The following is a 26,315-nucleotide window of genomic DNA, read 5'->3' as shown; positions in this document are numbered from 1 at the left end:
ACCCATGTCCACACCCGATGCCCGCCTGGTCCTGCTGCGCCACGGCGAAACCGAGTGGTCGAGTCAGCGCAAGCACACCAGCTTCACCGACTTGCCGCTGACCGAGCTGGGCGAAGCCCAGGCCGTCGCGGCCGGGCTGGTGCTGAAATCCCTCGACCTGCGCGATCCGCTCTGCTTCACCAGTTCGCGACTGCGGGCCAGGCACACCGCCGAACTGGCAGGCCTGTCGCCGATCGAGGTCGACGACGATCTGGTCGAGTGGAACTACGGCGAGTACGAGGGCATCACGACCGCGCGGATCCGCGAGACGGTCCCCGGTTGGACGGTGTGGACCGCACCCGTCCCCGGCGGGGAGACGGCCGAGCAGGTGGGCGCCAGGGCCGATCGGGTGCTCGCCCGGGTGGAGCCGGAGCTGCCGCGGCGCGATGTGGTCCTGGTCGGTCACGGGCACTTCTCGCGGGTGCTGATCGCGCGCTGGGCGGAGTTCGCGGTGCGCGAGGGCCGCCGGTTCGCGATGTCGACCGGTGCGGTGAGCGTGCTCGGTTTCGACCACGACGCCCGCTCCATCTGGGGCCACAATCTGACGACCCGCACCGAGCCGATCGAAGGAGTCCACCGATGAGCGCACTCGTCCGCCGCGCCACCCCCGCCGACGTGACCGCGATGGTCGGGCTCGTCCACGATCTGGCCGAGTACGAGAAGGCGCCCGCCGAGTGCACGCTCACCCCGGAGCAGTTGCGGTCCGCGCTGTTCGGGCCGACCCCCGCGCTCTTCGCGCACGTCGCCGAGAACGACGGCGACGTGGTCGGCTGCGCGATCTGGTTCCTGAACTACTCCACCTGGGACGGCGTGCACGGCATCTACCTGGAGGACCTGTACGTGCGACCCGAGACCCGCGGTACGGGGCTCGGCCGCGCCTTGGTCGCGGCGCTGGCCGCCGAAGCGGTCGAACACGGCTACAGCAGGGTGTCGTGGTCGGTGCTCACCTGGAACACGCCCTCGATCGAGTTCTACCGATCCCTCGGCGCCGCACCGCAAGACGAGTGGATCGGCTATCGACTCGCCGGTGCCGAACTGTCGGCGCTGGCCGCCACCGCGAGCTGAACCGTGCGCATCGCGTTGCCCCACGATTGGCCACGAACGCCCGACGAGGCGATCGCCCTCCAGGACGAACTCCGCCCTTCGGTATCCACCGAAAACCCCGCGCCGCCGCGATTTTCGACAGCGGCCGGAATTGATTCGGCGTATGCCGACGACGGCACCGTCGCGACGGCCGCGGTAATTATCGACATCGCCACCATGGAAACGGTGGAATCAGCAGTCGCACACGGTATTTCGGAATTCCCTTATGTGCCGGGACTACTCGCGTTCCGGGAACTGCCCGCGACGGTTGCCGCATTGGAAAAGCTCACTGTCACACCGGATCTCCTCGTGTGCGACGCACAGGGTGTGGCGCATCCGCGGCGTTTCGGATTGGCGTGTCACGTCGGATTGCTCACCGGAATTCCGACCATCGGTGTCGCCAAATCGGTGTGGGGCGAATACCGCGCGCCGGGACCGCGCCGCGGTGACGCCAGCGAAGTGACCATCGACGGCGAGGTCGTCGGGCGGGCACTGCGCACCCGCGACGACGTCAAGCCACTGTTCGTCTCGGTCGGCCACCGCATCGACCTCGACACCGCCTGCGACCGGGTACTGGCCCTCACACAGGGTTTCCGGCAACCGGAGACCACCCGCCGGGCCGACCACCTGTGCCGCGAGGCACTGCGTGCGGCCACGGCCTGACCTACGGACGCTCGTCGTCCTCGGGGATCTCGCCGTAGTCCTGAGCCATGAATCGACTCGTGGCAGGGGCGAACAGCGCGGCCAATCCGGCGACCGCCACGAGCCCGAGCACACTTCCCCACAGCGGCTGATGCGAGTCGGTCAGCAACGACCAGGCCACCGGCAGCAGCAACACGTTCGCGATGACCGCGATGGCCCGGCCCCAGCGTTTGCCGCGCAGCAGCCCGAGGCCCGCGGCGAGGACCCCGCCGAACAGCACCCCGAACCAGATCGCGGTGCCGACCCCGCTGGCCGCGGACTGATCGTGTCCGGTCAGCGCCCGCACGATCAGCACGATCGCGGTCACCACCCCCGCCAGCCCCTCCAGCGAAACCAGCCCACCGGCCACCCGCACCGTCATCGGGATACCGGTCGACACCTGGCCGCCGCCCTCGCGCTGGTCACCGTCTGTCACGTCCTGCTCTGCCACGTGCCCCAGCCTACGACGACGCGTCGTGGCGCCCGGCGCGCGCCGGGTGTTCGCCCGCGCGCACTACCCTCGGCACTGTGCGGACGCTGCTCATTGTCAATCCCAATGCCACCTCGACGACCCCGGCCACCCGGGATCTGCTCGCTCACGCCTTGGAAAGCCGAACGCAGCTGACCGTTGCGCACACCCAGCATCGCGGCCACGCGGCCGAACTGGCCCAGTGGGCATCGACGCAGGAAATGGACCTGATCGTCGTGCACGGTGGCGATGGGACGGTCAACGAGACCATCAACGGCTTCCTGCCGGTGCCCCAGGTCGGCGACGACCAGGTGTGGCGGCCACGTCTCGGGATCATCCCGGGCGGCTCGGCGAACGTCTTCGCCCGCGCGCTCGGCATCTCCCCCGATCCGGTGACAGCAACCAACCAGCTCATCGATCTGCTGGCGCGCGATGCCGACCGCCGGATCGGGCTCGGCCTCGCCGACGACCGATGGTTCACCTTCAGCGCGGGCGTCGGCCTCGACGCCGATGTGTGCGAGTCGATCGACGCCGCGCGCGCCAAAGGTCGCAAGGCGACGCCCGCGCGCTACCTGCGCACCACGGTGCGGCAGTTCTTCCGGGCCCGGCGTCAGGATCCGACTGTCACCGTCGAGGTCACGGGAAGGGATCCACTCGAGGAGGTCTATTACGCCTTCGTCACGAATTCGAGTCCGTGGACCTATCTCGAGGACCGTCCGATTCGCACGAATCCCACCACCACCTTCGAATCGGGTCTCGGTCTGTTCGCGGTCAAGTCGATGAGTGTGACCCGAACCCTGTTGCTTGCGCGGCAGTTGCTGGCCGAGAATGGAAACCCCAAGTCGCCCATGCTTTTCCGTGCCGATGATGTGCCGTCCGTGCGAATCGAGACGGGCACGGAGATCGGCCTGCAAATCGATGGCGACTTCATCGGAAAACGCAAGATGGTGCATTTCACATCTGTCCCCAGCGTGCTGGATGTGGTGGCCCCCAAGCCGTCCTGACACTCGACCGTCAAGAAAAATCTCCTGGTTGCGCTGCGAAAACCCGGAGACGCGAGTACAAAGGACCGGGCAGGTTCCCCTTGTGGGGGCCCAGAGCGTGATCTCCCCCACGGTGCGCCGGAGACCTATTGACATCTACGGTGATCGTGAAAGCATTCACAAGCAACCGTGCGGAAACATTCGAGTCGCACAAGTGAACGATCCACTAACTACAGGCGCCCTTTGTGGCGCCCTCGCAAAGGAGCAGAGGAATGGACTGGCGCCACAAGGCCATCTGTCGCGATGAGGACCCCGAACTGTTCTTCCCGGTGGGTAACAGTGGTCCTGCGCTCGCGCAGATTGCCGATGCCAAGCTGGTCTGCGCCCGCTGCCCCGTCACGGCCGATTGCCTGTCATGGGCCCTCAAGTCCGGACAGGATGCCGGCGTGTGGGGTGGAATGAGCGAAGACGAACGTCGCGCGCTCAAGCGGCGCAACGCGCGCACCCGTACGCGTACCTCCGTCTAAGTCGACGGACCTGGCGTTGCCGGGCCATCAGCCCCGGTCCGGTAACGCATGTGTGAGAACCCGGCACCTTCACGGTGCCGGGTTTATTGTTGCCCACCTGCACTTTTCGTAGTCTCAGCGCCCGGAACGACGTCCGAGCGGAACCCGCAACACTGCGTCGGTACCCACATCGGCACCGGGGTGCAGACCGATCGAGCCGCCCAGTTCCGATGTCACCAGGGTGCGCACGATCTGCAATCCCAACCGGTCGGAACCTTCCAGACTGAACCCTGACGGCAGGCCGCGGCCGTCGTCGGAGATGATCACGTCGAGCCAGCGCGCCGAACGTTCCGAGCGAATCGTCACGGTACCGTTCTCCCCCGCGTCGAAGGCGTGCTCGATCGCGTTCTGCACCAGTTCCGTCAGGACCATCACCAGCGGCGTCGCCCGCTCGGCGGAGAACACCCCGAGCGAACCGGCGCGGCGCACCTTGATCCGCGCGGTGTGCACCGTCGCCACATCCGCCATGATCGGCAGCAGCCGGTCGATCACCTCGTCGAGGTCGACTTCCTCGTCCACCGACATCGACAGCATCTCGTGCACCGAGGCGATGGAGGTGACCCGGCGCACCGATTCCGTGAGTGCCACTTGGGCTTCCGGGTTCTCGGTGCGGCGGGCCTGCAAGCGCAGCAGCGCTGCCACGGTCTGCAGATTGTTCTTCACCCGGTGGTGGATCTCACGGATCGTGGCGTCCTTGCTCAGCAGCGCGCGATCGCGCCGCTTCACCTCGGTGACATCGCGCACCAGCACCGCGGGCCCGGCCAGTTCCCCACCCGGACGCAGCACCAGGGTGCGCAACAGCACCGTCGCCCCGCGCGCCTCGACCTCCATCCGGCGCCCGGTTCGCCCGGCGAGCGCGGCCTGGATATCGGCCACCACTTCCTGGGCGTCGAACGGATCGGTGATCAGGGAACGGGTGGTCACCGCGAGATCCTGGCCGACGAGATCGGCCTGCATCCCCATCCGGTGATAGGCCGAGAGCGCGTTCGGGCTCGCGTAGACGACGATGCCCTCGGTATCGAGGCGGATGAAACCGTCACCCGCGCGCGGACTGGAATGCGTGGCCGCCCGATCCTCGGGTGTCGGGAAGCTGCCGTCGGCGATCATCTGGCACAGATCGTCGGCGCACGACACATAGGCCGTTTCGAGAGTGCTGCGGACCCGCGAGCGCGCCAGGTCGGAATCTCGGCTGAGCACGGCGATCACATCGTCGCCGCAGCGCACCGGAATCGCTTCACGCACCGCGTGCACCGGGCTCGGGTGATAGACCCCGCTCACCTCGACCTCGGTGTCGGTGCGCACCGTGTGTCCGCTGAGCAGGGCATCGAAGACCTGCGGGAAGTCGGTGCGCGAGGCAGTGGTGTCGACCTTGTCGTCGAGATGCACGGTCGGCGCGGTCGTCGGCCGGATCTGGGCCACACACACCACATCGGAGCCGTCGACGACCGGGCCCGCGCCCACCCACAGCAGCAGATCGGAGAACGAGAGGTCGGCGAGCAACTGCCAATCGCCCACCACCCGTTGCAGATGGTCCACGGCGATGCCGGGAAGGTCGGTGTGTTCGGCCAGGAGCTCGCTCAGTGTTGCCACGCTGGATCTACCGCTTCGTTGCTCGGGTGACTTACGCGATGGTGGCGATGAGGTCGCCCGCCTGGAGAACCTGGCCCGGGCTGACGTCGACCGAAGTGATGTCGCCCTCGACCTCGGTGAGCACCGGGATCTCCATCTTCATCGATTCGAGCAGCACCAGTGTCTGGTCGACCCGGACGTGTTCGCCCACGGTGACCTCGACAGCGAGCACGGTCGAGACCATCTCCGCGCGCACTTCTTCAGGCATGGCACCCCTTCGTTAGTATCCGCCGAAGCTACAGCCAACCACACGTGAAACAATGGCTCTCGACCAGACATAGAAGGGAGCTCCCATGGGTAAGCGTGGACGTAAGAAGCGCAGCCGCAAGGGCAACGCCGCGAACCACGGCAAGCGTCCTAACGCTTGAGTCGTGCCGCTGCGCACAGACGACAACAGCACGCTCTCGATGAGAGCGTGCTGTTTCCGTATTCGGGGGTGATCAGCCTTCGGTGGTCTCGATCCTGGTGACCGAGATCGTCCGGTGGATCTCCAGCTTCAGCCGGTCGCGCAGACCTTCGGGAGCGTGCTCGCCACCGCACTTGCGGCTGAGCAGACCCTTGATCTTCTCCTCGATGCCATAGGCCTCGATGCACGGGCTGCAGTGATCCATGTGCTCCTGCAAGCGCTGCCGAGTGGCCTGATCGCACTCGTTGTCGAGCATGAGCCACACATCCGCGAGGACCGCGGTGCAGTCCATGTCGAGATCGGGATCGTCACTCACTTGACTACCTCCTGGCGTTCCCCACGGTCGAATCCACGTTCGCGCGCCACATCGGCGAGCAGGCCCTTGAGCTGCTTGCGTCCACGGTGCAGCCGAGACATCACGGTACCGATGGGGGTGCCCATGATGTCGGCGATTTCCTTGTACGGGAAGCCTTCGACATCGGCGTAGTACACCGCCATCCGGAATTCCTCCGGCAGCTGCTGGAGCGCGGACTTGATCTGATCGTCGGGCAGGGCGTCGAGCGCCTCCACCTCGGCCGAGCGCAGACCCACCGAGGAGTGCTCGGCGGTGGCCGCCAGCTGCCAGTCGGTGATCTCGTCGGTCGGGTACTGGGCGGGCTGACGCTGCTTCTTGCGGTAGGAGTTGATGTAGGTGTTGGTCAGGATCCGGTACAGCCAGGCACGCAGATTGGTGCCCTCCCGGAAGGACTTGAACCCCTGGAACGCCTTCACGAACGTCTCCTGCACCAGGTCCTCGGCGTCGGCCGGGTTCCTGGTCATCCGCAGGGCGGCGCCGTAGAGCTGGTCGATCATCGGGAGCGCGTCGCGCTCGAACCGGGCCGCCAGCTCGGCTTCGTCGACTTCCGTGCCGGACGCACCGTCGGACACCACGTCGTCGTCGCTCGTCACACCAATCCCTTCGATCGCCGTAGTAGCCGAATCTACCGGCACGACGGAATCGATAGGCAATCGCGCACCCCGTGGCAGGACAGGACGCTCCTCGAGCAGCAGTGTCACTATCTCTCCTTCACGTCGTCTCGGGCCGCGTTGGCTTGTCACTTGTGTGCAACATGCACCCCCGCATTCGTGTTCCCACACCGGCGGAAATGTGGTTGCCGGACCGGGCGTGGTCGCGGTTAAGGTGACCGCTTATGTCGACTCCCGCGATCAAAGCCCTCAGCGGTATCGCGCATACGGTGCATTCCTATTCCCACGATCCGCGCGCCGACTCCTACGGCGACGAGGCGGTCGACGCACTCGGCGACGCACTGGGAGTGCGCGCCGCGCGGATCTTCAAGACGCTGGTGATCGAACTCTCATCCGGTGCGCTCGCGGTGGCCGTTCTGCCGGTGCCCGCGCGGTTGTCGTTGAAGGCGGCGGCCGCCGCGCTCGGCGCGCCGAAGGCGAGCATGGCCGACAAGACCAAGGCCGAGCGCACCACCGGCTATGTGCTGGGCGGGGTTTCACCGCTGGGTCAGCGCAAGAAGTTGCCCACTGTTGTCGACGCCTCCGCGCTCGACTGGGATCGGGTGCTGTGCAGCGCGGGCAAGCGTGGTCTCGAAATCGAGTTGGCGCCCGCGGATCTGGTGCGCGCCTGCGCGGCCGTCACCGCCCCGATCACCAGCTGAGGCAATCCGGTCGGCGCCTCGTTCCGAATAAATTCGACGCATTCTGCGCCCGGTACGACCGATTCGACCCGAGGATGTGATGCGAAAATGTCCGCTCGTTCGACGATCGCCGCCCTGTCCGGTGCCCTGGTGATCACTTTCGGCGCCGCTGCTCTGGCCCCCGCCACCGCGGTTCCGCAGGTGGTTCCGCCGTCGCAGGCCGAACCCGGCGACTATCCGCTCAACGGCCAGGGCACCACGCCGAAGAGTTCGCCGAAGACCGACCCGGAGACCGACAAGAGGGCCGAGAAGTCGGAGAAGCTCGGCGGTGGGGTCGCCACCGAGGTGATCGATCTGATCACCGGGATCATCAAGTGCGGGCTGAACATCGCCACCGATTCGGTGCCCTGCTCGCTCTGAGATCTGCTGCCCGAGGCCGGGCACGATCACAGCAATGTGGTCTGCCCGGCCTTGTCGTCACAGGTCCCGTCCGGCACCAGCAGTTCCGGGCCGTTGTTGCGCACGTTGTTCACCAGGGTGGAGACCGGGCGCGCCACGATCCTCGCCAGCTCCGCCTGCGAGGGCGGTCGCAGCAGATCGGCGGGCGCCGGGTGATCCGGGTCGAGCCAGGCGTCCCAGTGTTCGCGCGGCATCGGCAACGGCATCCGGTCGTGGATGTCGGCCAGCTCGCCGCTCGCGTCGGTGGTCAGGATCGTGCACGACATGAGCGGCTCGGCATCGGGCAGGCCGCGATCACGCCAGACCGACCAGAGCCCGGCCATATAGAGCAGGGAACCGTCGCTGTGCGACATGTAGAAGGGTCGCTTCACCGCCTTGCCCTTGCCGGTCGGTGACGGCTCGACCAGCCATTCGTACCAGCCGTCCATCGGCACCAGGCAGCGCTTGTGCTTGGCCGAATCGCGGAACGAGGGCGCGGTGGTCGCCTTGTCGGCGCGCGCGTTGAACAGCGGTTTCCCCTTGGCGGGCACGCCGGGTTCGGCCGCCTTGGTCCAGTGCGGGATCAGGCCCCAGCGCATCCGCCGGATCCGCAGTCGCGGGTCGTCGTCGGGTTCGCCGTGCGCGTGGCGCTCCACGACGGTGAGCACCTGGGTGGTCGGCGCGACGTTGTAGCTCACGGCGGCGTCCGGCTCGTCGAGCCCCGTCTCGTCGACAGCGTCCAGTTCGGCCGCCAACCGGCCCGGATTCGTGGTCGTCGCATATCGTCCACACATAAAGGTCAAGATACGCGCGGGGACCGACATCAGGCCCCGCCGACGACGCCACCCCACGCCGAAAAGCGCACCACCGGTGCGTCCGAACCGCACATAAGCGAAGATGGGGACGTGAGTTTCTGGCCTGCGCCCCATATCGAGGTCCCCGTCCACGCGACCGTGACCCTGCCCGGATCGAAGTCCATCACCAACCGCGCGCTCATCCTGGCCGCACTGGCCGATGGGCCGTCCACGCTCACCGGTGCCCTGCGCAGCCGCGACACCGATCTGATGATCGGTGCCCTGCGCGCCCTCGGCACCGAGATCACCGGCGACGCCGAGATCCTCGAGATCACCCCGGCGCCCCTGCGCAGTGCCGCTGTCGACTGCGGGCTCGCGGGCACCATCATGCGATTCCTGCCGCCCGCCGCCGCACTCGCCACCGGCGATGTCGCGTTCTTCGGCGACGAGCAGGCGAAGTTGCGCCCGCTGTCCACCATTCTCGACGCCCTGCGCAAGCTCGGTCTCGATGTCGACGGTGACGCGCTGCCGTTCGTCGTGCACGGCACCGGCGCGCTGCGCGGCGGCACCGTCACCATCGACGCCTCGGGTTCCTCGCAGTTCGTCTCGGGCCTGCTGCTCTCGGCTGCCCGCTTCGACGAGGGCATCACCGTCCACCACGACGGCAAGGCCCTGCCGTCGATGCCGCACATCGAGATGACCATCGAAATGCTGCGTCGCGCCGACGTGGCCGTGCAGACCCCCGCCGATTCCGGCAACGCCCAGACCTGGACCGTGGCGCCCGGCCCGATCCGCGCGGTCGACTGGGACATCGAGCCCGACCTGTCCAACGCCACCCCGTTCCTGGCGGCGGCCGCGGTGACCGGCGGCGAGGTGAGCATCCCGATGTGGCCGCGCGGCACCACCCAGCCCGGTGACGTGATCCGCGAGATCCTCGTCCGGATGGGCGCCGAGGCCCGCATCTTCGACGGCATCCTCACCGTGCACGGCCCGGAACGCCTGGCGGGTATCGACATCGACCTGCACGACGTCGGCGAACTCACCCCCACCGTCGCGGCGCTGGCCGCACTGGCCGACTCCCCCTCGCGACTGCGCGGCATCGCCCATCTGCGCGGACACGAAACAGACCGTCTCGCAGCGCTTTCCGCCGAGATCAATCGACTCGGCGGCAATGTCACCGAGACCGAGGACGGCCTCGAGATCGTGCCGACCCCGCTGCACGGCGGCCGGTGGCACTCCTACGCCGATCACCGAATGGCCACCGCCGGTGCGATTCTCGGCCTGCGCGTGCCGGGCGTGGAGATCGAGGACATCGGCACCACCGCCAAGACCCTGCCGACCTTCGTCGCGCTGTGGGAGCAGATGCTGGCTCCCGCGTTATCCAGTGACGGAGTGGCGCGCTGAGCCGCCAGGGGCGATCCTCAGCCAGCTACGACGAATCCGACGTCCGGGTACGCCCGGGTAAGGCGTCGTCACGTCCCCGCACCAAGACCCGTCCGCAGCACGCCGACGCCGAGGCCGCCATGGTGGTGGCCGTCGACCGCGGCCGCTGGGGATGCGTGCTCGACAACGACGCCGACCGGCGCATCGTCGCCATGCGCGCCCGCGAACTGGGCCGGACCCCGATCGTCGTGGGCGATCAGGTCGACGTGGTCGGCGACCTCACCGGCAGGCCCGACAGCCTGGCCAGAATCGTGCGGGTGAGCGAGCGCAGCACCGTGCTGCGCCGCACCGCCGACGACACCGATCCGTTCGAGCGCATCGTCGTGGCCAATGCCCAGCAGTTGTTCATCGTGGTCGCGCTGGCCGATCCGCCGCCGCGCACCGGTTTCGTCGAGCGGGCGATGGTGGCCGCGTACGCCGGGGGGCTGGAACCGATTCTGGTGCTCACCAAACGCGACCTGGTCTCGGAATCCGAATTCGCTTCCGCCTTCGACGGTCTCGATCTGAAGATCCTCTACGCGGGCATCGACGATCCGATGGAGCCGGTGCTGGAAATCTTGAACGACCGGCTCACCGCGCTGATCGGACACTCCGGCGTCGGTAAGTCGACGATGGTGAATCGTCTTGTGCCCGATGCCTATCGGGCGGTGGGCGAGGTGTCCGGTGTCGGCAAGGGCAAGCACACCTCCACCCAGTCGGTGGCGCTCCCGCTACCCGAAGGCGGCTGGGTGATCGACACTCCCGGCGTGCGTTCGTTCGGCCTTGCCCACATCACGCCCGACGATGTGATCGCCTCGTTCACCGACCTCGCCGGCGCCATCGAGGACTGTCCGCGCGGCTGTACCCATCTCGGCCCGCCCGCCGATCCGGAATGCGCGCTCGATCAGCTGCCCGGCACGGAACGGCGGGTCGCCGCGATTCGCACGCTGCTGACCGCCCTGATCGCCAATGACGCTTGGTAGCAACCGATTCCGTGCCGGGTGAAGCTCAGAAGCTGAACGACCCCGTGTCGACGCCGCCGCCACCGCCGCCACCGTCGGTCGGAACCTCGGCCACGGTCACCGACGCGGTGCTCGACGAACTCGCCACTCCGCTGCGGCCGGAGAAGGCCGCGCCGATGCTGTAGGTTCCCGGGGCGCCCGGCGTCCAGACGATGCTCGCCTTGCCGTTCGCGCCGACCGGGATGTCGCCGAGCACGTTGTCGCCCGCCTTGAACTGGATCGTGCCGCCCGCCGCGGCCGGGGTCACACTCGCTTCCAGCGTGACGGCCTTGCCGACCTGCGCACCCGACACCGCGGTGATGGCGGTGCTGGACACGGCGTCGCCCGACACTGTGATGGCCGGTCCCTTGGCCTGGTAGATGCCGTCGCCGAGCGAGCCACCATAGTGCATCGAGGTCGGCAGCGGGGTGTCGCGGGCGCAGTTCACGCCGACCTTGTACTGGATCTCGAAGGTCTGCGATTTCGGCGAGATATTCGGATACACCGGGTATTTGGTGATGCCGAACTCGGCGCGGATCCAGTCCGAGGACGACGTATCGATCGAGACGGCGTCACCCGACATCTTCGCCGAGCCCGCGACCGGCGTCAGGCACGCCGGGTGCAGGTCCTTGATCGAGTAGATGTATTCCACCGGAATGCCGGTGCGTTCGAACTTCGTGGTCACGGTGACCGTGTCGCCGACCACCGGGTTGGTGTTCGATACCGTCCTGGTGAAGTGGCTGTTGCCGTCGTCCCAGGTGATCGCTCCCGGAGCGGCTACGGCCGAGCCGGGAAATGCCGTCATCGCCAACCCCGCCGCGGCGGCGAAAACGGCCGCGCGCTGCACTCTTCTGTCCACCATCATGTGTCTCCAACTACGTGCCGGACGCCCTCGACGTCGTCGAGGCGCTGATTCGCCCGAGTGGCGAGCAGTAGATCACGCCATGGTCCCCGGCGGATCCAAATCCGAAATAGATCTCGTTCAGATTTCGAATTCGACTCGCGTTCGCTCGCGTTCACAACCACGACACTGTCCGCCGGTACCGTCATCCCCATGAAGCCACCGGCGATCGGTTACCTGCGCCGCGACATCTCGGGTGTCGCCCAGTCCTGGGACGAAACGCAGATCCGTTCCCTAGCCGAGCGTCTGGGCTACCGCTTCACCAAGACGGTCGTCTTCAGTGACCGCACCGCCGATCCGATCGGCCGCCTGCTCGACGTGGTCACCACCACCGAAGCCGCCGCGATCGTCACCCCCAGCCTCACCCACCTCGGCTCCGACCTCCCCCACCGCATCGTCGCCGCCTGCGACATCATCACCGTCACCCCCGAGATCACCCACACGAGAACCCTCCCCGCCCTACCGGCCTAGGCCGGCGAGACACCCAGCGAACTCGCTGGGCCCGGGGCTATTTCGCGGGCGCGGGGTGGATACGGCTCCCGGAACACGACTATTGGGGTGTCGTGCGGGAAAATGGAGGGGTGACCACCGAGAACGAGCGCCCTGGACCGCCGGCTATGAGCCCGAGCATTTTGGTGATCACGATGTCGCGGCGGGTGGAAGCGGCGCTGGGGGTGGAGTTGGGGGCGCTGGATTTGACGGTGGCTCGGCTGGGGTTGCTCGGGCATATCAATGGGGTGCCGGGGGCCTCGTTCAGCGAGTTGGCGCGGATGTCGGGAACGAGCGTGCAGAGTGTGCATGCCGCGGTGAAGGGGCTGGTGGGGGCGGGGTTGGTGCAGGATCGGACGGCGCGGGCGGGGTCGGCGTCGGCGATCGAGTTGACGGAGGCGGGTGCGGGGCTGCTCGCGGAGGCGCGTAAAGCGGTGGCGCGGGTGGACACCCAGCTGTTCGGGGCGGAGTCGGATCCGATTCTGCGGCGGGTCGGAGCGGCGATCGTCGACGCGTTCGCCGGGGCGATTCCCCCTCGACCCGGGGCGTGACGAATCCGACCTTCAATGTGACTGAAACTCGAGCTAGGCTTCAATCACATTGAAGGTCGGAGGGAGTCGGTAGTTGGAACACGTCTTGTTGTCCGTGCATGTGCTCGCGGGCATCGTCTTCGTCGGCGGCTCAGCGGTCGCCACCAGTCTTTTTCCCCGGTACGCGCCGGTCGCGGGCGCGCCCGAGCCGGAGTCGGTGCGCAGCAGGCCGGTCGCCGCCGCCATGCACCGGATCACCGGGAACTACGCGAAACTCGCCGTCATCGTGCCGGTGATCGGCATCGTGCTGGCCACGATTCAGGGCCGGATGAACGAAATCTGGATCACCACCGCGATGGTGACGACCGCGGTGGCCGGCGGGCTGCTCGCCGTGCAGATCGTTCCGATGCAGCGCGAAGCCCTCGACAAGCCCGACGACGGCAAGCGACTGCGGGTGCTGTCGATGCTCGCGGGTATCTACAACCTGCTGTGGACGGCCGTGGTCGTTCTCATGATCGTCCGTCCCGGATCCGCCGCGTGAACGAACAGGAGCTCCACATGACCGACCAGGGTGTCACTTTCATCAATGTGATCGAGGTTTCCGCTGACGACATCGAGGGATTCGTCGCGCAGTGGCGCGAACGGGCCGCCCACATGCGCACCGCTCCCGGTTTCCGCGATGTCCGCCTGCACCGCGCCTTGCTGCCCGATTCGCGGTTCCAGCTGGTGAACGTCGCGCACTGGGACAGCGCCGAGGCTTGCGAGGCCGCCGGACTCAACCCGACGGTCGTCGCCTCGGTCGACCAGGCGCGTCAGGTCGCGCGCGCCAACCCCGCCCTCTACGAGGTGGTCGCCGAGTTCTGCTGAGCGACAATCATTCACAGCGCGTCGAGCACCGCCGCGGCCAGCGAGCCCGCCCGAGCGTTCTTCGGCATGTCGCCATCATCGCCTCCGAGGAGTGGATTCTCGATGTCAGTGCTTGGCGCCGATGGTGTGGAGGATCTCGTGGATGATCGGGTCGGTGAGCCGGTTGGTGACCGATCGGCCTTCACGGCTCGAGGTGACACACCCCTCGTGCCGCAGCACGCGCAGGGCCTGGGAGATCGCGTTCTCGTTGCGGCCGACCGCGGCGGCCAGTTCACCGACACTGATGCCGGGTGAGCGGTGCAGACACAGCAGGATTTCCAGGCGACCGGGGTCCGACAGCAGGTCGAAGCGCTGCGCCCATTCCCTGATCTCGACGTCGCCGATCGCGCGACGGCCGAGTTCGACCGGCGACCCGTGCAGTGTGCGTGGCTCTCCCATGGCGGTGCCCAGCTTAATCGCCGAGTGGACAGGACGGCACCGTCCGCGACTATTATCTGTTCATCTGTTCAGATAAACATGTAGGGATGATGGATGCGCACTCGGCCGCTGTTCGCTGTAGGGGCCGCGTTGGCGGTCGTGCTGACATCGTGCGGAGCGCCCGACAGCGGGTCCACCGACTCGCTCGTGCTCGCCGACGCGTATGAGCTGGGCGGATACAACCCGGTCGCCGGGTACGGCGCGGCCGGCGAGGCCAAGGTCTACGACGGATTGCTGCGGCTCACCGGCGGCACCGGCATGCCCGGTTTCGAGCCCGCCCTGGCAACGGCGTTGCCGACGCCCGACGCCGACGCGACGGTCTGGACGGCGCCGCTGCGCCCCGGTGTGCGGTTCAGTGACGGGTCGGCGTTCGACGCCGCCGACGTCGTGGCGACCTACCGGGCGATTCTGGATCCGGCATCGGCCTCGGAGGTGCGGTCGTCGTTTTCGATGATCGACCGGGTCGACGCTGTCGATCCACTGTCGGTGCGCTTCACCCTGCGTCATCCCTACGCCGCGTTCCCGACCAAGTTGCTGATCGGGATCGTGCCGTCGGAGTCGGTCGCCACGCCGGGACCCGCGACCGAATCGCCGCTCAATACCGCCCCGATCGGCACCGGCCCCTATCGGCTCACGGCGCTGGAGCCGACGCGGGCGGTGTTCGGGGCGAACGACAGTTATTGGGGTGGTGCGCCTTCGGTCAAGCGGCTGACGGTGCTCTACGTGCCCGACGACAACACCCGCGCGCAGCGGATGGCGGGCGGTGAACTCGACGGAACGTCGCTGCCGCCCCTGCTGGCCGCCACATTCGAGCAGCGGATGTCGGTGCAGGCCAACACTTCCGCGGATTGGCGCGGGGTGTCGATGCCCGAGCGCGATCCGGTCGCCGGCGACCCGGCCGTCCGGCTGGCACTGAACTACGCGGTGGACCGCCAGGCGATGATCGACAACATCCTCGGCGGCTACGGCCGACCGGCCTACACGCCCTTCGCCGAGGTCTACGGCGAATCCCACAACCCGGCAGTCTCTTTCGCCTTCGATCGCGCGCGAGCCGAGCAGATCCTCGAGGGTGCGGGATGGCGGACCGGCGCCGACGGCGTGCGCGCGAGAGACGGTGTGCGCGCGCGATTCACCGTGATGTACAACTCCACCGACACGTTGCGCCGTGACCTCGCGCTGGCTTTCGTCTCCGATGCGCGGCGGGTGGGCGTCGAGGTCGATCTCGCGGCGCTGTCCTGGGATCGGATCGAGCCGCGCATCGCGCAGGCCGGGATCCTGCTCGGCGGCGGCAGCGAGCCCTACGATCCCGACACCCAGGCCTACAACACCCTGCACTCGCCGTCGCTCGACCCTAGCGCGGGCAGCCCGTACGACAATGCGAGCAGGCACGCGGACCCCGAGATCGACGCGCGACTCGACACCGCGAGGCGCAGTGTCGATCCCGCGGTGCGCGCCGCCGCGTACCGGGAGGTGCAGAGCCGGTATGCCCAGGATCCGAGCCACGTCTTCCTGGTGCATCTCGATCACACCTATGTGGTGAAGGATTCTTCCTGGACGATGTCGGGGCCGATTCTCGAACCGCACGCGCACGGCGTCACCTGGGGACCGTGGTGGTCGCTGCGGACCTGGACCCGCTGATGGGGCGCAGTCGCGTTCGCGGACGCGGCCTCCGGGCAATGGTCGGGTGGCGATCGGTGGCGTTGATTCCGGTGCTCGCCGCGGTGTCGGCCGCGCTCTTCGCCGCGGCGGCGGTATCGCCGTTCGACCCGCTGGTCGGCTATCTCGGCGCTCGCTACGAGACGACGAGCGCGTCGGATCGGGCGTTGCTCACGGATCAACTCGGGCTGGACGCGCCGTGGTACCAGCTCTACGGACGCTGGATCGGCGACCTGTTCAGCGGCGATCTCGGTGTTTCCCGCGGGTTCGCCCAGCCGGTGAGCACTCTGCTCGCCCAACGGATTCCGTGGACGGTGCTGCTGGTCGTGGTCGCGATGAGCGTGGCGATCGCCGTCGCGCTCGGCGCGGGCGTCTGGGCAGGTATGCATCGCGGTGGGATGATCGATCGGCTGGTCACCGCGTCGTGTGTGGTGATGCAGGGGCTGCCGCCGTTCGTGGTGTCGCTGGCCGCGATCGGCTTGTTCGCGGTCGGACTCGGCTGGTTGCCCCCCGCCGGGCTCACCGACGCCGGGGCCGAGGTCGGAGTCGGTCAGGTGGCGCGACATCTCGTACTGCCCGCCGTCGCGTTGGCCGTCTCGCAGGTGCCGTGGCTCCTGCTGGCCGTGCGGGAATCGGTGTCGGGCAATCGCGGTGAGGATTTCGTGGTCGGTGCCGCCACGCGCGGCATCGACACCGTCACGATCACCCGCAGGCACATCCTGCCGACCTCGCTGGCCCCGTTCGTGACGATCCTCGGCGCACGCCTGCCGGAGGTCGTGGTCGGGGCGGTGCTGGTGGAGGAGATCTTCTCGTGGCCGGGGATCGCGGGTGCGTTCGTGCAGTCGGCGAAGGACCTCGATATGGCGCTGTTGGCGGTGCTGACTGTCGGCACGACCTGCGCGGTGATGCTCGGGTCGCTGCTCGCCGATGTCGCGGTGGTGCTGCTCGATCCGAGGGTGCGCGCCGATGGGTGAGCGGTGGCGCGACCTCACGCACGGGTCTGCGGAGCGACGGTTGTACCTCGCGCTTTCGGTGCTGGTCGCGGTCGTGCTGTACGCGGTGATCGTGCCGTGGGTGGGTGGTGTCGACGAGCGGCTGACCGATTTCGCGAGTGCGCGGCAGGCGCCGTCGGGGCAGTGGTGGTTCGGGACCGACTCGGCCGGGCGGTCGCTGTTCGTGCGAATCGCGGCGGCGCTGCGAACCTCGCTGATCGTCGCGGCGTGCGCGGCGGCGGTGTCGACGGCGATCGGCGTGCTCGTCGGTGCGGTGTCGGCGCTGGCAGGTGGGTGGGTGGACCGGGTGGTGATGCGGATCGCCGATACCGCCAACGCGCTGCCGCATCTGCTGCTGGGGATCGTGATCGTGGCGCTGTTCCGGGGGAACGCGCTGGCGGTGGTGTTGTCGATCGGACTCACGCACTGGGTGCAGGTGGCGCGGATCGTGCGGGCGGAGAGCTTGAGTCTGCGCGAGCGCGAGTACGTGTCCGCGGCGGTGCTCGCGGGTGCGAGCCGCACGCACCTGTTGTTCAGGCATCTGCTGCCCGCCGTCGCCCCGCAGGCGTTGATCGCGGTGGTTCTGCTTCTCCCGCATGCGATTTGGCACGAGTCGACCTTGTCGTTCCTCGGGTTCGGGCTGCCGCCGCACGAACCGAGCCTGGGCACGCTGCTGGAGGAAGCGCGCACTTCGCTGCTGCTGGGCGGGTGGTGGACGCTGGCGTTCCCCGCCGGCTTCCTGGTGCTGACGACGGTGGCGGTCGCTGTCGCGGGGTCGTCACTGCGCGGACTTCTCGCCCCACCGAAACCGTCGAGGATGCCGCGATGACAGGACCCGCCCTCCCCCGCCGAACAGCGCACGCACTGATCGACGCCGACCGTGGACCTCGGGGCACCAGCTTGTCGATCGATGCGCTGACCGTTCGGATTCCGGTCGGCCGGGGCGACGTGGTGCATGCGGTGACCGAGCTGTCGCTCGACGTCGACGCGGGCAGCGTCACCGCGCTCGTGGGCGAATCCGGGTGCGGGAAGTCGATTGTCGCCGGTGCGGTGATGGGTGTACTGCCGCGTGACGCCGTCACCACCGGGTCCATCCACCTGCACGTGGACGATCCGGCGAACGCCGCCGCCGGACCGGTCGACATCCTCGCCGGCGAGCACTCCTATCGCGGCCGCCATATCGCGCTGGTGCCCCAATCTCCGAGCACCTCTTTCACTCCCGTGCGGACCATAGGCTCCCAGCTCCAGGAGGCGATCGTCGCCCTCGGCACCGCACACACCCCCGCTGACCTCCTCGATCGAGCGGGACTCGCCCGCACGGCGCTCGACCTGTACCCGCACGAACTCTCCGGCGGGATGGCCCAGCGGGCGGCCGTGGCCGCGGCGCTGGCGGGCGATCCCGAGGTGATCATCGCCGACGAACCGACCTCAGGACTCGATCGCTCACGCACCGACCAGATCGGAACACTGTTGCGCGAGTGCGCCGACCGTGGCGCCGCGGTCCTGCTGATCACGCACGATCTCGCGCATCTGATCCGCGCCGGCATCGCCGACACTGTCGCGGTGATGTACGCGTCACGCCTGATGGAGGTCGGCCCCGGTGCCCACGTGCTCGACGATCCGTGGCACGACTACACGCGCGACCTGCTCGCCGCCCTGCCCGAACGCGGCCTGCACCCGCTCCCCCATCCCCCGCGAGCGCTGACGAACCTGTCCGAGAGCTGCCCCTACGCGGGTGGCCCGACACAGTTGATTCCCCAGCCGCCGCGCATGATTCGCCGACCGAGGTCCTGATGCTGATCGCCGACTCCATCACCGCGGGCTACGGCTCGGAACCCGTCATCCGCGGGGTCGACCTGCGGATCGCCCCGGGCGAGATCGTCGGGATCACCGGCGACTCGGGATCGGGGAAAACCACGCTCGCGCGAACCATGGCCGGGCTACTGACGCCCACCTCCGGCACCGTCACCGTCGACGGGCAGGCACCCCGCCGGGCTCGCGGCACCATCGCCATGGTCTTTCAATCCCCCCGTGCCGCAACGAATCCCCACTTCACCCTCGCCCAGATCATCGCCGAACCCGCCCGCATCCGCCGTGCCGCGGTCCCCGATCTCACCGCACTGGCCACCACGGTCGGTCTCACCCCCGACCTGCTCGACCGCCGCCCCCACACCCTCAGCGACGGCCAACTCCAACGCGCCTGCCTGGCCCGCGCCCTCGCCCAGAACCCCCGCTACCTCATCCTCGACGAAGCCACCGCCATGCTCGACGCGGCCACCACCGCCACCATCATCCGCCTGGTCATGACCCGCGCCGACGGCAACCTCGGCGTCCTCCTGATCAGCCACGACGAGCCCCTCCTCGAGGCCGCCTGCACCCGCATCGCCGCGATGCACGAAGGCAGGCTCACCCCTCGGCAAGCATCTCCGCAATAACCGCACGATTACCTCAGGCTGCGCACAGGAACCCGTTTTAGCGTGAGCCCCTGTGACATTCACGCAACCGAATCCAGTCAGCGCGTGCCGCAGCCTCAGCGGATGGGCCCGCACCGCACCGACCGTCGCCGAAGTGCTGCGCACCCCCGACATCGCGGTGATCGCCGAACGGGTGCGGACCGCGGGGCCGCGCGGGGTGATCGCGCGCGGGCTCGGACGTAGTTACGGGGATCCGGCGCAGAACGCGGGCGGACTGGTGGTCGACATGACCGCGCTGGACCGCATCCACAGCATCGATCCCGACAGCGGGATCGTCGCGGTCGACGCGGGTACCAGCCTGGACGCGCTCATGCGGGCGGCGCTGCCGTTCGGACTGTGGGTCCCGGTGCTGCCGGGCACCCGGCAGGTGACGGTCGGTGGGGCGATCGGCGCGGATATCCATGGCAAGAACCATCATTCGCAGGGCAGCTTCGGCAATCACGTGGTGTCGATGGATCTGCTCACCGCCGATGGATCGGTGCGTACCTTGACGCCGGAGGGGCCCGACTCGGCGCTGTTCTGGGCGACGGTCGGCGGGATGGGGCTCACCGGCATCATCGTCGGTGCGCGAGTTCGGTTGAAGCACACCGAGACCGCGTATTTCCTCGTCGACAACGACCGCACGCGCGATCTCGACGAGACGATGGAATTGCTGACCGGCGGTTCCGACGACGGGTACGACTACTCGATGGCGGTGCCGGACACCATTTCCACCGGGGCGAAACTCGGGCGGGCCGGATTCAGCCGAGGTTCGCTGGCGACTGTCGATCAGTTGCCGGCGAGATTGCGTAGCAAACCCTTGAATTTCGACGCCCCACAATTGTTCACAGTGCCGGATATCTTTCCGAACGGGATGGTCAATTCGGTGACCACCCGGATTGCCGCCGAGGCCGCTCATCGCCTGTTCCCCCGGCGGGCGCGTGGGCGCATCCAGAATCTGACGCAGTTCTATCATCCGCTCGACCTGCTCGGCGAATGGAATCGGGCATACGGCAAGCGAGGGTTCTTGCAATATCAGTTCTCGATGCCGTTCGGGGCCGAGCAGCAGCTGGCCGACACGGTGCGCACCATCGCCGAGTCGGGGCACCACTCGTTCCTCAATGTCTTCAAGCGGATGGGCCCGAGCAACCCGGCGCCGCTGTCGTGGCCGCACCCCGGATACATGCTGAGCTTGGACTTCGCGCTCACCAGCGGACTCGACCGGTTCTGCGTCGACCTCGACGAACGGGTGCGGGCGGCGGGTGGACGCCTGTACCTCGCGAAGGAATCACGCACCACACCCGAGATGATCGCGACGATGTATCCGCGACTCGACGAATGGCGTCGGGTCAGGGACCGAGTCGACCCCGAACGGGTATTCGCCTCCGACCTCGCGCGGCGGTTGCAGCTGGTGACAGGACTTCGACATCGATGTGCTTCAGGTCACCGCAGGTGAATGGCGAGCGAAAGTTGTTAACAGCTAATCGAATTGGCCGGCAATGACGCACGTCACTGTCCGTTTTGAACTCTTAAGACTTTTTAAGTTACATTTCAGCAACAAACAGTTGGACACTTGATCATGGGTGCTCGATCGAGGGCCTGCGCTCCCCAGGGAGCATCGCCATTGAGGGAAAGACTGCATTCATGAACATCAGCAAGGTTGCCGCAACCTCCGCACTCGTCATCGCCGCGCTCGGCGTTGCCACCGGCACGTCGCACGCCGCTCCGGCGCCTGCTCCCGCGCCCGTCGCGGCCTTCCTCGACGGCGTGAACCAGGGCGTGAACCAGGTGCTGCCCGGTATCAACTGGAAGACCGGCATCGAGGGCGACGCGGTCGTCGTCGAGACCGACGCGGGCTCGCTCACCACCGAGAACAACCAGTTCCAGGTGCGCGACAACCAGGGCAACATCGTCGCCGCCCTGCCGCTCGCCTACACGATCGACGACCTCGAGTACCCGATCGACGCCGTCGTCGACGGCACCCGCGCCACCCTGACCCCGCGCACCGACGTGGCCTCGGCCCGCCCGTCGACCCTGCTGAAGGACGTCGTCCGGCAGGACGCCTTCGACGACGCCGTCGGCGCCGCCGCCACCCAGTTCGGCATCATCACCGCCATCGGCACCCTCGTCGGCACCCTCACCGGTGGCCTCGCGGGCTGCGCCATCGGCGGCGTCGGCGGCCTGGTCCTCGGCGTCCCGGTGCTCGCCCTCGGCGGCGCCACCGGCATCGCCGGCTGCCTCGCCGGTGCCGCCGTCGGCATCCCGCTCGGCGCGGCCGCCGGCCTGGTACTGACCGGCGTCCCCGCCGCGATCGCCATCGGCATCGGCTTCCACAACCGGATCAACGCGCCCGAGAACCAGTAGTCCACACGAACAACGGGCCCCGTTCCACCATTCGGTGGAACGGGGCCTTTCGCGTCGGCGGTGTCGGGATGGTTGCTGTGCGTCACGTTTCGACCCGAATTCATTAGTGGCGCATAGCAATTAAAGGTTCCTGAGTATTTGCGGCGTGTCGCAGCAAGATCGGTAACGTGTCGGATTCCCGCGGGCGATGTGGTCAGCGATGTCCCGCGCGAGCACCGTGGTGCGCGCCCACCGAAGGGAGTGAGGGCCTGCCGGACGACGACGCCGGTTCACCGCTCGATGTATTCCGCGACGGTGAGCCGCCACCACGGCGCAACACCAAAGGCCCGGTGATCTGGAGCACGCGCAGCGAGCCGATCACCAGGCCTGCCAAGGGGCCGACCACCGCACCGCCCCGATCACCGGTCAGCACCGGCCGCCGCCCCACGGTGCCGAGACCGGCGGCGACCAGGCCGACGTCATCGCCGCGGACCAGCCCGGTCGTGCCCGACGACGTCGCATCGGCACGACGGCGGGCCCGCGGACCCGCTCCGCTACTCGCTTCCCAGCGCGCGGCGCTGCGCCGACAGACCTGGCGCGCCACCGGCGCCATGCGCGGACGCGGGTTCGGCAGCTTCCTGGTCAACCTGGTGCTGTGGGCCGTGGTCTGCAACATCTCATTTCTGCTGATGTTGCTGTGGCGGTTCGATGTTCACCCAGAGGACGCCTTGCGCGACGACTACCTGAACCAGCGCGGCTGGGTCGTGATCGGCTGTTCTGTGACGGTCACCCTGCTCTTCCGCAATCGCAACACCAGCGCGTTGTTCGCGGTGGCCTTCGGTCCGGTCGGCTACGGCGGATACGAGATGTCGCTGCGCGTCTCCGGCGCGTGGGGCGAGTGGGCACCGCTGTTGGTGCTGATCGGCTGGGCTGGGCTCGCACGCCTGCTCACAGCCTGGTACGAGTCCGTCGCCCGAGACCGGATCGCCTACCGCGAACACCGGTGGCAGCAGGCTGCGAACGAACGGAGGCGACCATGACCGACCGTCAGCCCTACCGCCCGGTGAACCGTCGGCGGGCCGTGACGCGCGAACCGTACCGGCCCGAGGCACGGCGACGCGCGGGCGAACCGATGCGACTGACCGAGGTCAGGTCCTACTGCGGCGCCGGCGGTCTCTTCGCCACCGCGGCAGCGCATTTCACCGCCCATCGCGTCGATCGGGAGCACGCGCGTCGACACCTCGCCGTCAATCTGATCGCGGCGTTCTTCGCGACCGTCGCCATGGTGCTCGTCCTGGCCGCGATGTCGCTGGTGAGTCGCGGCGCCTACCGCGTCGTGTTCGACACCGACCGCTCGATCGTGCGACTCGACACCGGAACGCCCATCACCTCGAGCCTGCTGCTGATGCTGGCAGGGGTGGTGTTCGCGGTGTTGTTCCGTGCCCAATCCCTGCGCAGGCAGGTGCCGCGCTGCGCGTACCGGGCGATCTATCGCCGGTTCGCGATCGGGTTCGTCGCGGGGAGCGTCGTCATGGTCCTGCGTCTGCTGTTGCTCACCCCCGGGCATCTGGACGTGCTGTGGGGCCCGGCATTCGGCTGCCTCGCCGCGTACGTCTACTTCCGCACCCATTTCCCTCTCGAGATCGGAACGAAATGATCTATCGCACAGCAACATCCACTTCCACCCCGGTCACCGTCCTGACACCGGCCCCGATGCACGGCAGCGGGTGGGACGACGTCGACAGCACCATCAAGGCGATCGAGAACGGCGAACAGGCCATGGGCGTGTACGCCGGGCCGGGTGGTCAGATCATCGTCGCCGCCCCCGGTGACGTCTCCGACGGGCGCATCGGCGGTACGCCGGTGACCGTGCTGCCCAGCGGGCGGATGGCATGACGACCATGGACGACTACAACGTCAGATCCTCCGATGTCGCCGTGCTCAAGCGACTCGACCCGAAAAACGTCGGCAACTGGACTGTGGTCACCGCGCCCTGGCTGAAGGGCCGTAGTGCGCTGTCGTTCGTGTTCGACCCGCCCTACGGCGGCCACGCCTACAAGTTCCTCACTTTCCGCGACGCGAATCAGTACGGTCGCTGGCAGATCTCGCCGGTCTGGCCCAACCAGGACGCGCTGCGCGGACATCGACCGCACATGATCGACGTCCTCGTCAACGACGTACGGGTGCCGATGATCTGTGGCAGCAACGCCGCCGAGGGCTACCGCACCATCGAAGAAGTGTGCGGCGCGACCGCCAAATGGAGCTTCTACACCTCGATGCTGCTGTCCGGCCGCGACCCCTCCTTCTCGGACTGAGCGAGGAGGCAATCCATGGAACCCGAACCCGAGATCGCGTGGCTCAAGTACGACCGCGACATGCTCGCCGAGGTCGACCCGGACAACCGCTGGAAATGGCACCCGGTCGACCTCGGCTACGACGCTCTCAAAGGGTGGCACTGCACCATCGAGACCACCGATCCCGACCTGCAGTTCAGCTTCGTCCTCTTCCGTAACTTCGCCATCGACAACAGCGGCAACACCTGGGATATCGCACCCCAGCGACCGGAACCGCAGGCCTACGCCGAGCACTTCGACCTGGCCACCGTCACCTTCACCGAGGGGGCGTCGATGGTCGCCTTCGACCCACCCGTCACCGCACAGTCCGTCGTCGAAGTGCGCCAGCACATTCTGGACCTGGTCGACCGAGCCTTGAGGAGCGCAGTCCGATGACTTCAGCGCCACCATCCCCCGCCGATCGCCGGATCCCGTCCTCGGGCGGGCCCGCGCACATCCGGATCCTCGACACCGTGGTCGCGGCGATCCGCGAGACCATCGCCGACTACGCCCCCGAACGCGGTGCGGCGCTGGTGGGCTACGGCTCGCTGATCGTGGCCGCGATCCCCGACACCTCGGGCGCGTACACCTCGGTGTCCTGGGACATCAGCACTGATCTCAGCGCGGTCATCGGACAGCTGGAGACCGCCGGTTCGGCCCGGTTCCTCGGCACCGTGCACAGTCACCCGAGCGGCGTGGTGAATCCGTCCGGCCAGGACGTCGCGTCCACCACCCAGCAATTGCAGGCAAACCCGCACATCGCCTCCCTGGTCGTCGCCATCGTCACCGCGGGCGCGGTCGAACAGTTCAATCAGATCGCGGTGGGTGAGCGGCACCGGATGACCTTCCACGTGATGTCGCTGTCGCGCTCGGGTCAGGGGCTGATGGCTCCGGTCGAGGCGAAGGTCGTACCGATCTCCGATCTCGTCGCGGCGACCGGATTCGGTGGTGATTCGTCGTTCTGTATTCCGGTGTCGCGCTGGCTCGGTCAGCGCGACGAGGTCGAGCGGTCGATGCCGAGGTTCGTCGACAACCAGTACCTCACCGGGTTCAGCTACCCGATGCCCGCCGCCCGCAACGGCTGGCGCCGAGAGATCGTGATCCCGGTCGGCTATCCCGTCGCGGGGCCGGTGGCCTACGCGTTCGGACCCGACGGTGCCGAGGTGCCGACGCCGTTCGCGTGGGACCCCGCCGAGAACCCGAAGCACCGATCGTCGCTGCTGGGAGCGCTGACCCGGATCCCTTTCGACGAAGCCCCGAGCGGGGAGACCGAACATCGGCTGGATCGGGTCACGACGATCACCGGTCCGCTCGACGACAAGCACGTACTGATCGCGGGCGCTGGTTCGGTCGGCAGCGCGATCGCCGAACGCCTCGCCCGGTCGGGGGTGCGCACGTTCACGCTGATCGACCCGGATCTGGTGTCCCCGCCGAACCTGGCGAGATCCGCGTACTCCACCCGTGATCTCGGCACCGCGAAAGTGACCGCGCTGCAAGCGATCCTGACCGGGATCGGCACCGATATCACGGTGCGTACGTATCAGCGTTCGCTCTACGACGTCCCGGTGGGCGCCCTGCTGCCGGAGGTCGACCTGGTCGTCGGGGCCACCGATGACATGACCCAGCAGACCTGGCTCACCGACCTCGCCTACCGCGCGGGTGTGCCCGTCGTCTGTTCGGCGATGTACGCCGGACTGCGCGGCGGCGAAGTGATCCTCAGCGTCCCCGCCGCCCACACACCGTGCGTCAAGTGTTCGCTAGGCGGCAGCGCGAACGCCGAGAAGGCGCCCAAGGACTACGGCCAGGACGGCCGGCTGGTCGCCGAACCAGGACTCGGCGCGGCCATCGATCTGGTGTCGGCGACGGCTTCGCTCATGGCGATCGGCCTGCTCGCCGGGCGCGACCGGCCCGCGGGCGCCCACGTGCTCGAATCGCTGCGCACCGGTCGCGTGCTCGGTCTCGTCGCCACCACCTCGCAGTGGGAGGTCACCGACAGCATCGCCGAAGCGCTGCTCGGCAAGGAATCACACTCGGCGCACCTGTCGTCTCAGCTGCTACCGCAGAGCATCTGGCTGCGCACGCAGAGTATCGAGGGGTGCAACGTCTGCGGCGCATAG

The 26,315-nt window shown here is 67.9% G+C and carries 35 protein-coding genes; 27 read left to right on the top strand and 8 right to left on the bottom strand.

Annotated features, from left to right (window positions below; genetic code table 11):
• Positions 1-4 precede the first annotated feature (4 nt).
• From ACFVJ5_RS15920 to ACFVJ5_RS15910, 3 genes are read left to right on the top strand one after another with little or no spacing between them, the layout of a single operon-like run.
• Positions 5-622: an acid phosphatase gene (locus tag ACFVJ5_RS15920; protein ID WP_379220766.1), complete on the top strand. Its 618-nt coding sequence runs from the start codon at positions 5-7 to the stop codon at positions 620-622.
• Positions 619-1,104: a GNAT family N-acetyltransferase gene (locus ACFVJ5_RS15915; protein WP_379220764.1), complete on the top strand. Its 486-nt coding sequence runs from the start codon at positions 619-621 to the stop codon at positions 1,102-1,104. Before ACFVJ5_RS15920 ends, ACFVJ5_RS15915 begins: the two co-directional genes overlap by 4 nt.
• Positions 1,105-1,107: 3 nt before the next feature.
• Positions 1,108-1,785, top strand: coding sequence for an endonuclease V (locus tag ACFVJ5_RS15910; RefSeq protein ID WP_379220762.1), 678 nt, complete (start codon positions 1,108-1,110; stop codon positions 1,783-1,785).
• A 1-nt stretch (position 1,786) separates the two neighbouring features.
• Here ACFVJ5_RS15910 and ACFVJ5_RS15905 read toward each other — a convergent pair whose 3' ends face one another.
• Complete coding sequence (locus ACFVJ5_RS15905) at positions 1,787-2,185, bottom strand: hypothetical protein (RefSeq protein ID WP_379221866.1); 399 nt, start codon at positions 2,183-2,185, stop codon at positions 1,787-1,789.
• A 146-nt stretch (positions 2,186-2,331) separates the two neighbouring features.
• On the opposite strand from ACFVJ5_RS15905, the gene ACFVJ5_RS15900 reads away from it, so the two are divergent.
• The gene (locus ACFVJ5_RS15900) at positions 2,332-3,276 is read left to right on the top strand and encodes a diacylglycerol/lipid kinase family protein (RefSeq protein WP_379220761.1); all 945 of its coding nucleotides are present in this window, start codon (positions 2,332-2,334) and stop codon (positions 3,274-3,276) included.
• A gap of 251 nt (positions 3,277-3,527) precedes the next feature.
• A complete protein-coding gene (locus ACFVJ5_RS15895) occupies positions 3,528-3,782 on the top strand; it encodes a WhiB family transcriptional regulator (RefSeq protein ID WP_022567051.1) in 255 nt (84 codons plus the stop codon).
• A 114-nt stretch (positions 3,783-3,896) separates the two neighbouring features.
• Here the strand turns inward: ACFVJ5_RS15895 and ACFVJ5_RS15890 are convergent, their stop codons facing one another.
• Positions 3,897-5,411: a sensor histidine kinase gene (locus tag ACFVJ5_RS15890; RefSeq protein ID WP_379220759.1), complete on the bottom strand. Its 1,515-nt coding sequence runs from the start codon at positions 5,409-5,411 to the stop codon at positions 3,897-3,899.
• A 31-nt stretch (positions 5,412-5,442) separates the two neighbouring features.
• The gene (locus ACFVJ5_RS15885; protein WP_378632681.1) at positions 5,443-5,658 is read right to left on the bottom strand and encodes a biotin/lipoyl-binding carrier protein; all 216 of its coding nucleotides are present in this window, start codon (positions 5,656-5,658) and stop codon (positions 5,443-5,445) included.
• A gap of 85 nt (positions 5,659-5,743) precedes the next feature.
• Here ACFVJ5_RS15885 and ACFVJ5_RS15880 point away from each other — a divergent pair, with 85 nt between their 5' ends.
• Positions 5,744-5,818: a 50S ribosomal protein bL37 gene (locus ACFVJ5_RS15880; protein WP_022597109.1), complete on the top strand. Its 75-nt coding sequence runs from the start codon at positions 5,744-5,746 to the stop codon at positions 5,816-5,818.
• A 72-nt stretch (positions 5,819-5,890) separates the two neighbouring features.
• Here ACFVJ5_RS15880 and rsrA read toward each other — a convergent pair whose 3' ends face one another.
• The gene (rsrA, locus tag ACFVJ5_RS15875; RefSeq protein ID WP_378993575.1) at positions 5,891-6,148 is read right to left on the bottom strand and encodes a mycothiol system anti-sigma-R factor; all 258 of its coding nucleotides are present in this window, start codon (positions 6,146-6,148) and stop codon (positions 5,891-5,893) included.
• A gap of 20 nt (positions 6,149-6,168) precedes the next feature.
• Positions 6,169-6,804, bottom strand: coding sequence for a sigma-70 family RNA polymerase sigma factor (locus tag ACFVJ5_RS15870; RefSeq protein ID WP_174552018.1), 636 nt, complete (start codon positions 6,802-6,804; stop codon positions 6,169-6,171).
• 242 nt (positions 6,805-7,046) lie between these two features.
• Between ACFVJ5_RS15870 and ybaK the strand changes: the two genes are divergently transcribed.
• Complete coding sequence (gene ybaK / locus ACFVJ5_RS15865) at positions 7,047-7,523, top strand: Cys-tRNA(Pro) deacylase (RefSeq protein ID WP_379220756.1); 477 nt, start codon at positions 7,047-7,049, stop codon at positions 7,521-7,523.
• Positions 7,524-7,610: 87 nt separating this feature from the next.
• Positions 7,611-7,922: a hypothetical protein gene (locus tag ACFVJ5_RS15860; RefSeq protein WP_379220754.1), complete on the top strand. Its 312-nt coding sequence runs from the start codon at positions 7,611-7,613 to the stop codon at positions 7,920-7,922.
• A gap of 26 nt (positions 7,923-7,948) precedes the next feature.
• Here ACFVJ5_RS15860 and ACFVJ5_RS15855 read toward each other — a convergent pair whose 3' ends face one another.
• Positions 7,949-8,734 carry an SOS response-associated peptidase gene (locus ACFVJ5_RS15855; protein ID WP_379220753.1) on the bottom strand — a complete coding sequence of 262 codons (786 nt, stop codon included), beginning with the start codon at positions 8,732-8,734 and terminating at the stop codon, positions 7,949-7,951.
• 111 nt (positions 8,735-8,845) lie between these two features.
• On the opposite strand from ACFVJ5_RS15855, the gene aroA reads away from it, so the two are divergent.
• Both aroA and rsgA read left to right on the top strand, forming a co-directional pair.
• Complete coding sequence (gene aroA / locus ACFVJ5_RS15850; protein WP_379220751.1) at positions 8,846-10,138, top strand: 3-phosphoshikimate 1-carboxyvinyltransferase; 1,293 nt, start codon at positions 8,846-8,848, stop codon at positions 10,136-10,138.
• 119 nt (positions 10,139-10,257) lie between these two features.
• Positions 10,258-11,139, top strand: coding sequence for a ribosome small subunit-dependent GTPase A (gene rsgA, locus ACFVJ5_RS15845; protein WP_379220749.1), 882 nt, complete (start codon positions 10,258-10,260; stop codon positions 11,137-11,139).
• 25 nt (positions 11,140-11,164) lie between these two features.
• Here rsgA and ACFVJ5_RS15840 read toward each other — a convergent pair whose 3' ends face one another.
• Positions 11,165-12,019: an Ig-like domain-containing protein gene (locus tag ACFVJ5_RS15840; RefSeq protein WP_379220747.1), complete on the bottom strand. Its 855-nt coding sequence runs from the start codon at positions 12,017-12,019 to the stop codon at positions 11,165-11,167.
• Positions 12,020-12,211: 192 nt separating this feature from the next.
• Between ACFVJ5_RS15840 and ACFVJ5_RS15835 the strand changes: the two genes are divergently transcribed.
• The 4 genes from ACFVJ5_RS15835 to ACFVJ5_RS15820 all read left to right on the top strand — a co-directional run bounded on the left by ACFVJ5_RS15835 (position 12,212) and on the right by ACFVJ5_RS15820 (position 13,944).
• The gene (locus tag ACFVJ5_RS15835; protein ID WP_101466068.1) at positions 12,212-12,529 is read left to right on the top strand and encodes a hypothetical protein; all 318 of its coding nucleotides are present in this window, start codon (positions 12,212-12,214) and stop codon (positions 12,527-12,529) included.
• 146 nt (positions 12,530-12,675) lie between these two features.
• The gene (locus tag ACFVJ5_RS15830; protein ID WP_379220745.1) at positions 12,676-13,098 is read left to right on the top strand and encodes a MarR family winged helix-turn-helix transcriptional regulator; all 423 of its coding nucleotides are present in this window, start codon (positions 12,676-12,678) and stop codon (positions 13,096-13,098) included.
• A gap of 73 nt (positions 13,099-13,171) precedes the next feature.
• The gene (locus tag ACFVJ5_RS15825) at positions 13,172-13,618 is read left to right on the top strand and encodes a hypothetical protein (protein WP_379220743.1); all 447 of its coding nucleotides are present in this window, start codon (positions 13,172-13,174) and stop codon (positions 13,616-13,618) included.
• Between the two features lie 17 nt (positions 13,619-13,635).
• Positions 13,636-13,944: an antibiotic biosynthesis monooxygenase family protein gene (locus ACFVJ5_RS15820; protein ID WP_379220741.1), complete on the top strand. Its 309-nt coding sequence runs from the start codon at positions 13,636-13,638 to the stop codon at positions 13,942-13,944.
• Between the two features lie 105 nt (positions 13,945-14,049).
• Here ACFVJ5_RS15820 and ACFVJ5_RS15815 read toward each other — a convergent pair whose 3' ends face one another.
• Positions 14,050-14,382, bottom strand: a complete 333-nt coding sequence (locus ACFVJ5_RS15815; protein WP_378632642.1) for an ArsR/SmtB family transcription factor — start codon at positions 14,380-14,382, stop codon at positions 14,050-14,052.
• A gap of 93 nt (positions 14,383-14,475) precedes the next feature.
• Between ACFVJ5_RS15815 and ACFVJ5_RS15810 the strand changes: the two genes are divergently transcribed.
• From ACFVJ5_RS15810 to ACFVJ5_RS15750, 13 genes are all read left to right on the top strand, one after another.
• A complete protein-coding gene (locus tag ACFVJ5_RS15810) occupies positions 14,476-16,059 on the top strand; it encodes an ABC transporter substrate-binding protein (protein WP_379220739.1) in 1,584 nt (527 codons plus the stop codon).
• Between the two features lie 38 nt (positions 16,060-16,097).
• Entirely contained in the window at positions 16,098-17,051 is a 954-nt protein-coding gene (locus ACFVJ5_RS15805; protein ID WP_379220738.1) for an ABC transporter permease, read from the top strand.
• Positions 17,044-17,898: an ABC transporter permease gene (locus ACFVJ5_RS15800; RefSeq protein WP_379220736.1), complete on the top strand. Its 855-nt coding sequence runs from the start codon at positions 17,044-17,046 to the stop codon at positions 17,896-17,898. Before ACFVJ5_RS15805 ends, ACFVJ5_RS15800 begins: the two co-directional genes overlap by 8 nt.
• The gene (locus tag ACFVJ5_RS15795) at positions 17,895-18,863 is read left to right on the top strand and encodes an ATP-binding cassette domain-containing protein (protein WP_379220734.1); all 969 of its coding nucleotides are present in this window, start codon (positions 17,895-17,897) and stop codon (positions 18,861-18,863) included. The genes ACFVJ5_RS15800 and ACFVJ5_RS15795 overlap by 4 nt, the downstream gene beginning before the upstream one ends.
• The gene (locus ACFVJ5_RS15790) at positions 18,863-19,504 is read left to right on the top strand and encodes an ABC transporter ATP-binding protein (RefSeq protein ID WP_379220732.1); all 642 of its coding nucleotides are present in this window, start codon (positions 18,863-18,865) and stop codon (positions 19,502-19,504) included. Before ACFVJ5_RS15795 ends, ACFVJ5_RS15790 begins: the two co-directional genes overlap by 1 nt.
• 52 nt (positions 19,505-19,556) lie before the next feature.
• Positions 19,557-20,978, top strand: a complete 1,422-nt coding sequence (locus ACFVJ5_RS15785) for an FAD-binding protein (RefSeq protein ID WP_379220730.1) — start codon at positions 19,557-19,559, stop codon at positions 20,976-20,978.
• A 188-nt stretch (positions 20,979-21,166) separates the two neighbouring features.
• Positions 21,167-21,886, top strand: coding sequence for a hypothetical protein (locus ACFVJ5_RS15780; protein WP_379220728.1), 720 nt, complete (start codon positions 21,167-21,169; stop codon positions 21,884-21,886).
• A gap of 167 nt (positions 21,887-22,053) precedes the next feature.
• Positions 22,054-22,905 (top strand): hypothetical protein, encoded by an 852-nt coding sequence (locus ACFVJ5_RS15775; protein ID WP_379220726.1) that lies wholly within the window; start codon positions 22,054-22,056, stop codon positions 22,903-22,905.
• On the top strand, positions 22,902-23,522 hold the full coding sequence (locus tag ACFVJ5_RS15770; protein WP_379220725.1) for a hypothetical protein: 621 nt from the start codon (positions 22,902-22,904) through the stop codon (positions 23,520-23,522). The genes ACFVJ5_RS15775 and ACFVJ5_RS15770 overlap by 4 nt, the downstream gene beginning before the upstream one ends.
• A complete protein-coding gene (locus ACFVJ5_RS15765; RefSeq protein ID WP_379220723.1) occupies positions 23,519-23,761 on the top strand; it encodes a hypothetical protein in 243 nt (80 codons plus the stop codon). Before ACFVJ5_RS15770 ends, ACFVJ5_RS15765 begins: the two co-directional genes overlap by 4 nt.
• Positions 23,758-24,180 (top strand): hypothetical protein, encoded by a 423-nt coding sequence (locus tag ACFVJ5_RS15760; protein WP_379220721.1) that lies wholly within the window; start codon positions 23,758-23,760, stop codon positions 24,178-24,180. The genes ACFVJ5_RS15765 and ACFVJ5_RS15760 overlap by 4 nt, the downstream gene beginning before the upstream one ends.
• A gap of 15 nt (positions 24,181-24,195) precedes the next feature.
• Positions 24,196-24,594 carry a hypothetical protein gene (locus ACFVJ5_RS15755; protein ID WP_379220719.1) on the top strand — a complete coding sequence of 133 codons (399 nt, stop codon included), beginning with the start codon at positions 24,196-24,198 and terminating at the stop codon, positions 24,592-24,594.
• Complete coding sequence (locus ACFVJ5_RS15750) at positions 24,591-26,315, top strand: ThiF family adenylyltransferase (RefSeq protein WP_379220718.1); 1,725 nt, start codon at positions 24,591-24,593, stop codon at positions 26,313-26,315. The genes ACFVJ5_RS15755 and ACFVJ5_RS15750 overlap by 4 nt, the downstream gene beginning before the upstream one ends.

Source organism: Nocardia sp. NPDC127606, assembly GCF_042671725.1.
In the GTDB taxonomy this organism is placed as follows: Bacteria; Actinomycetota; Actinomycetes; order Mycobacteriales; family Mycobacteriaceae; genus Nocardia.
This window is presented reverse-complemented; position numbering and strand designations above follow the sequence as displayed.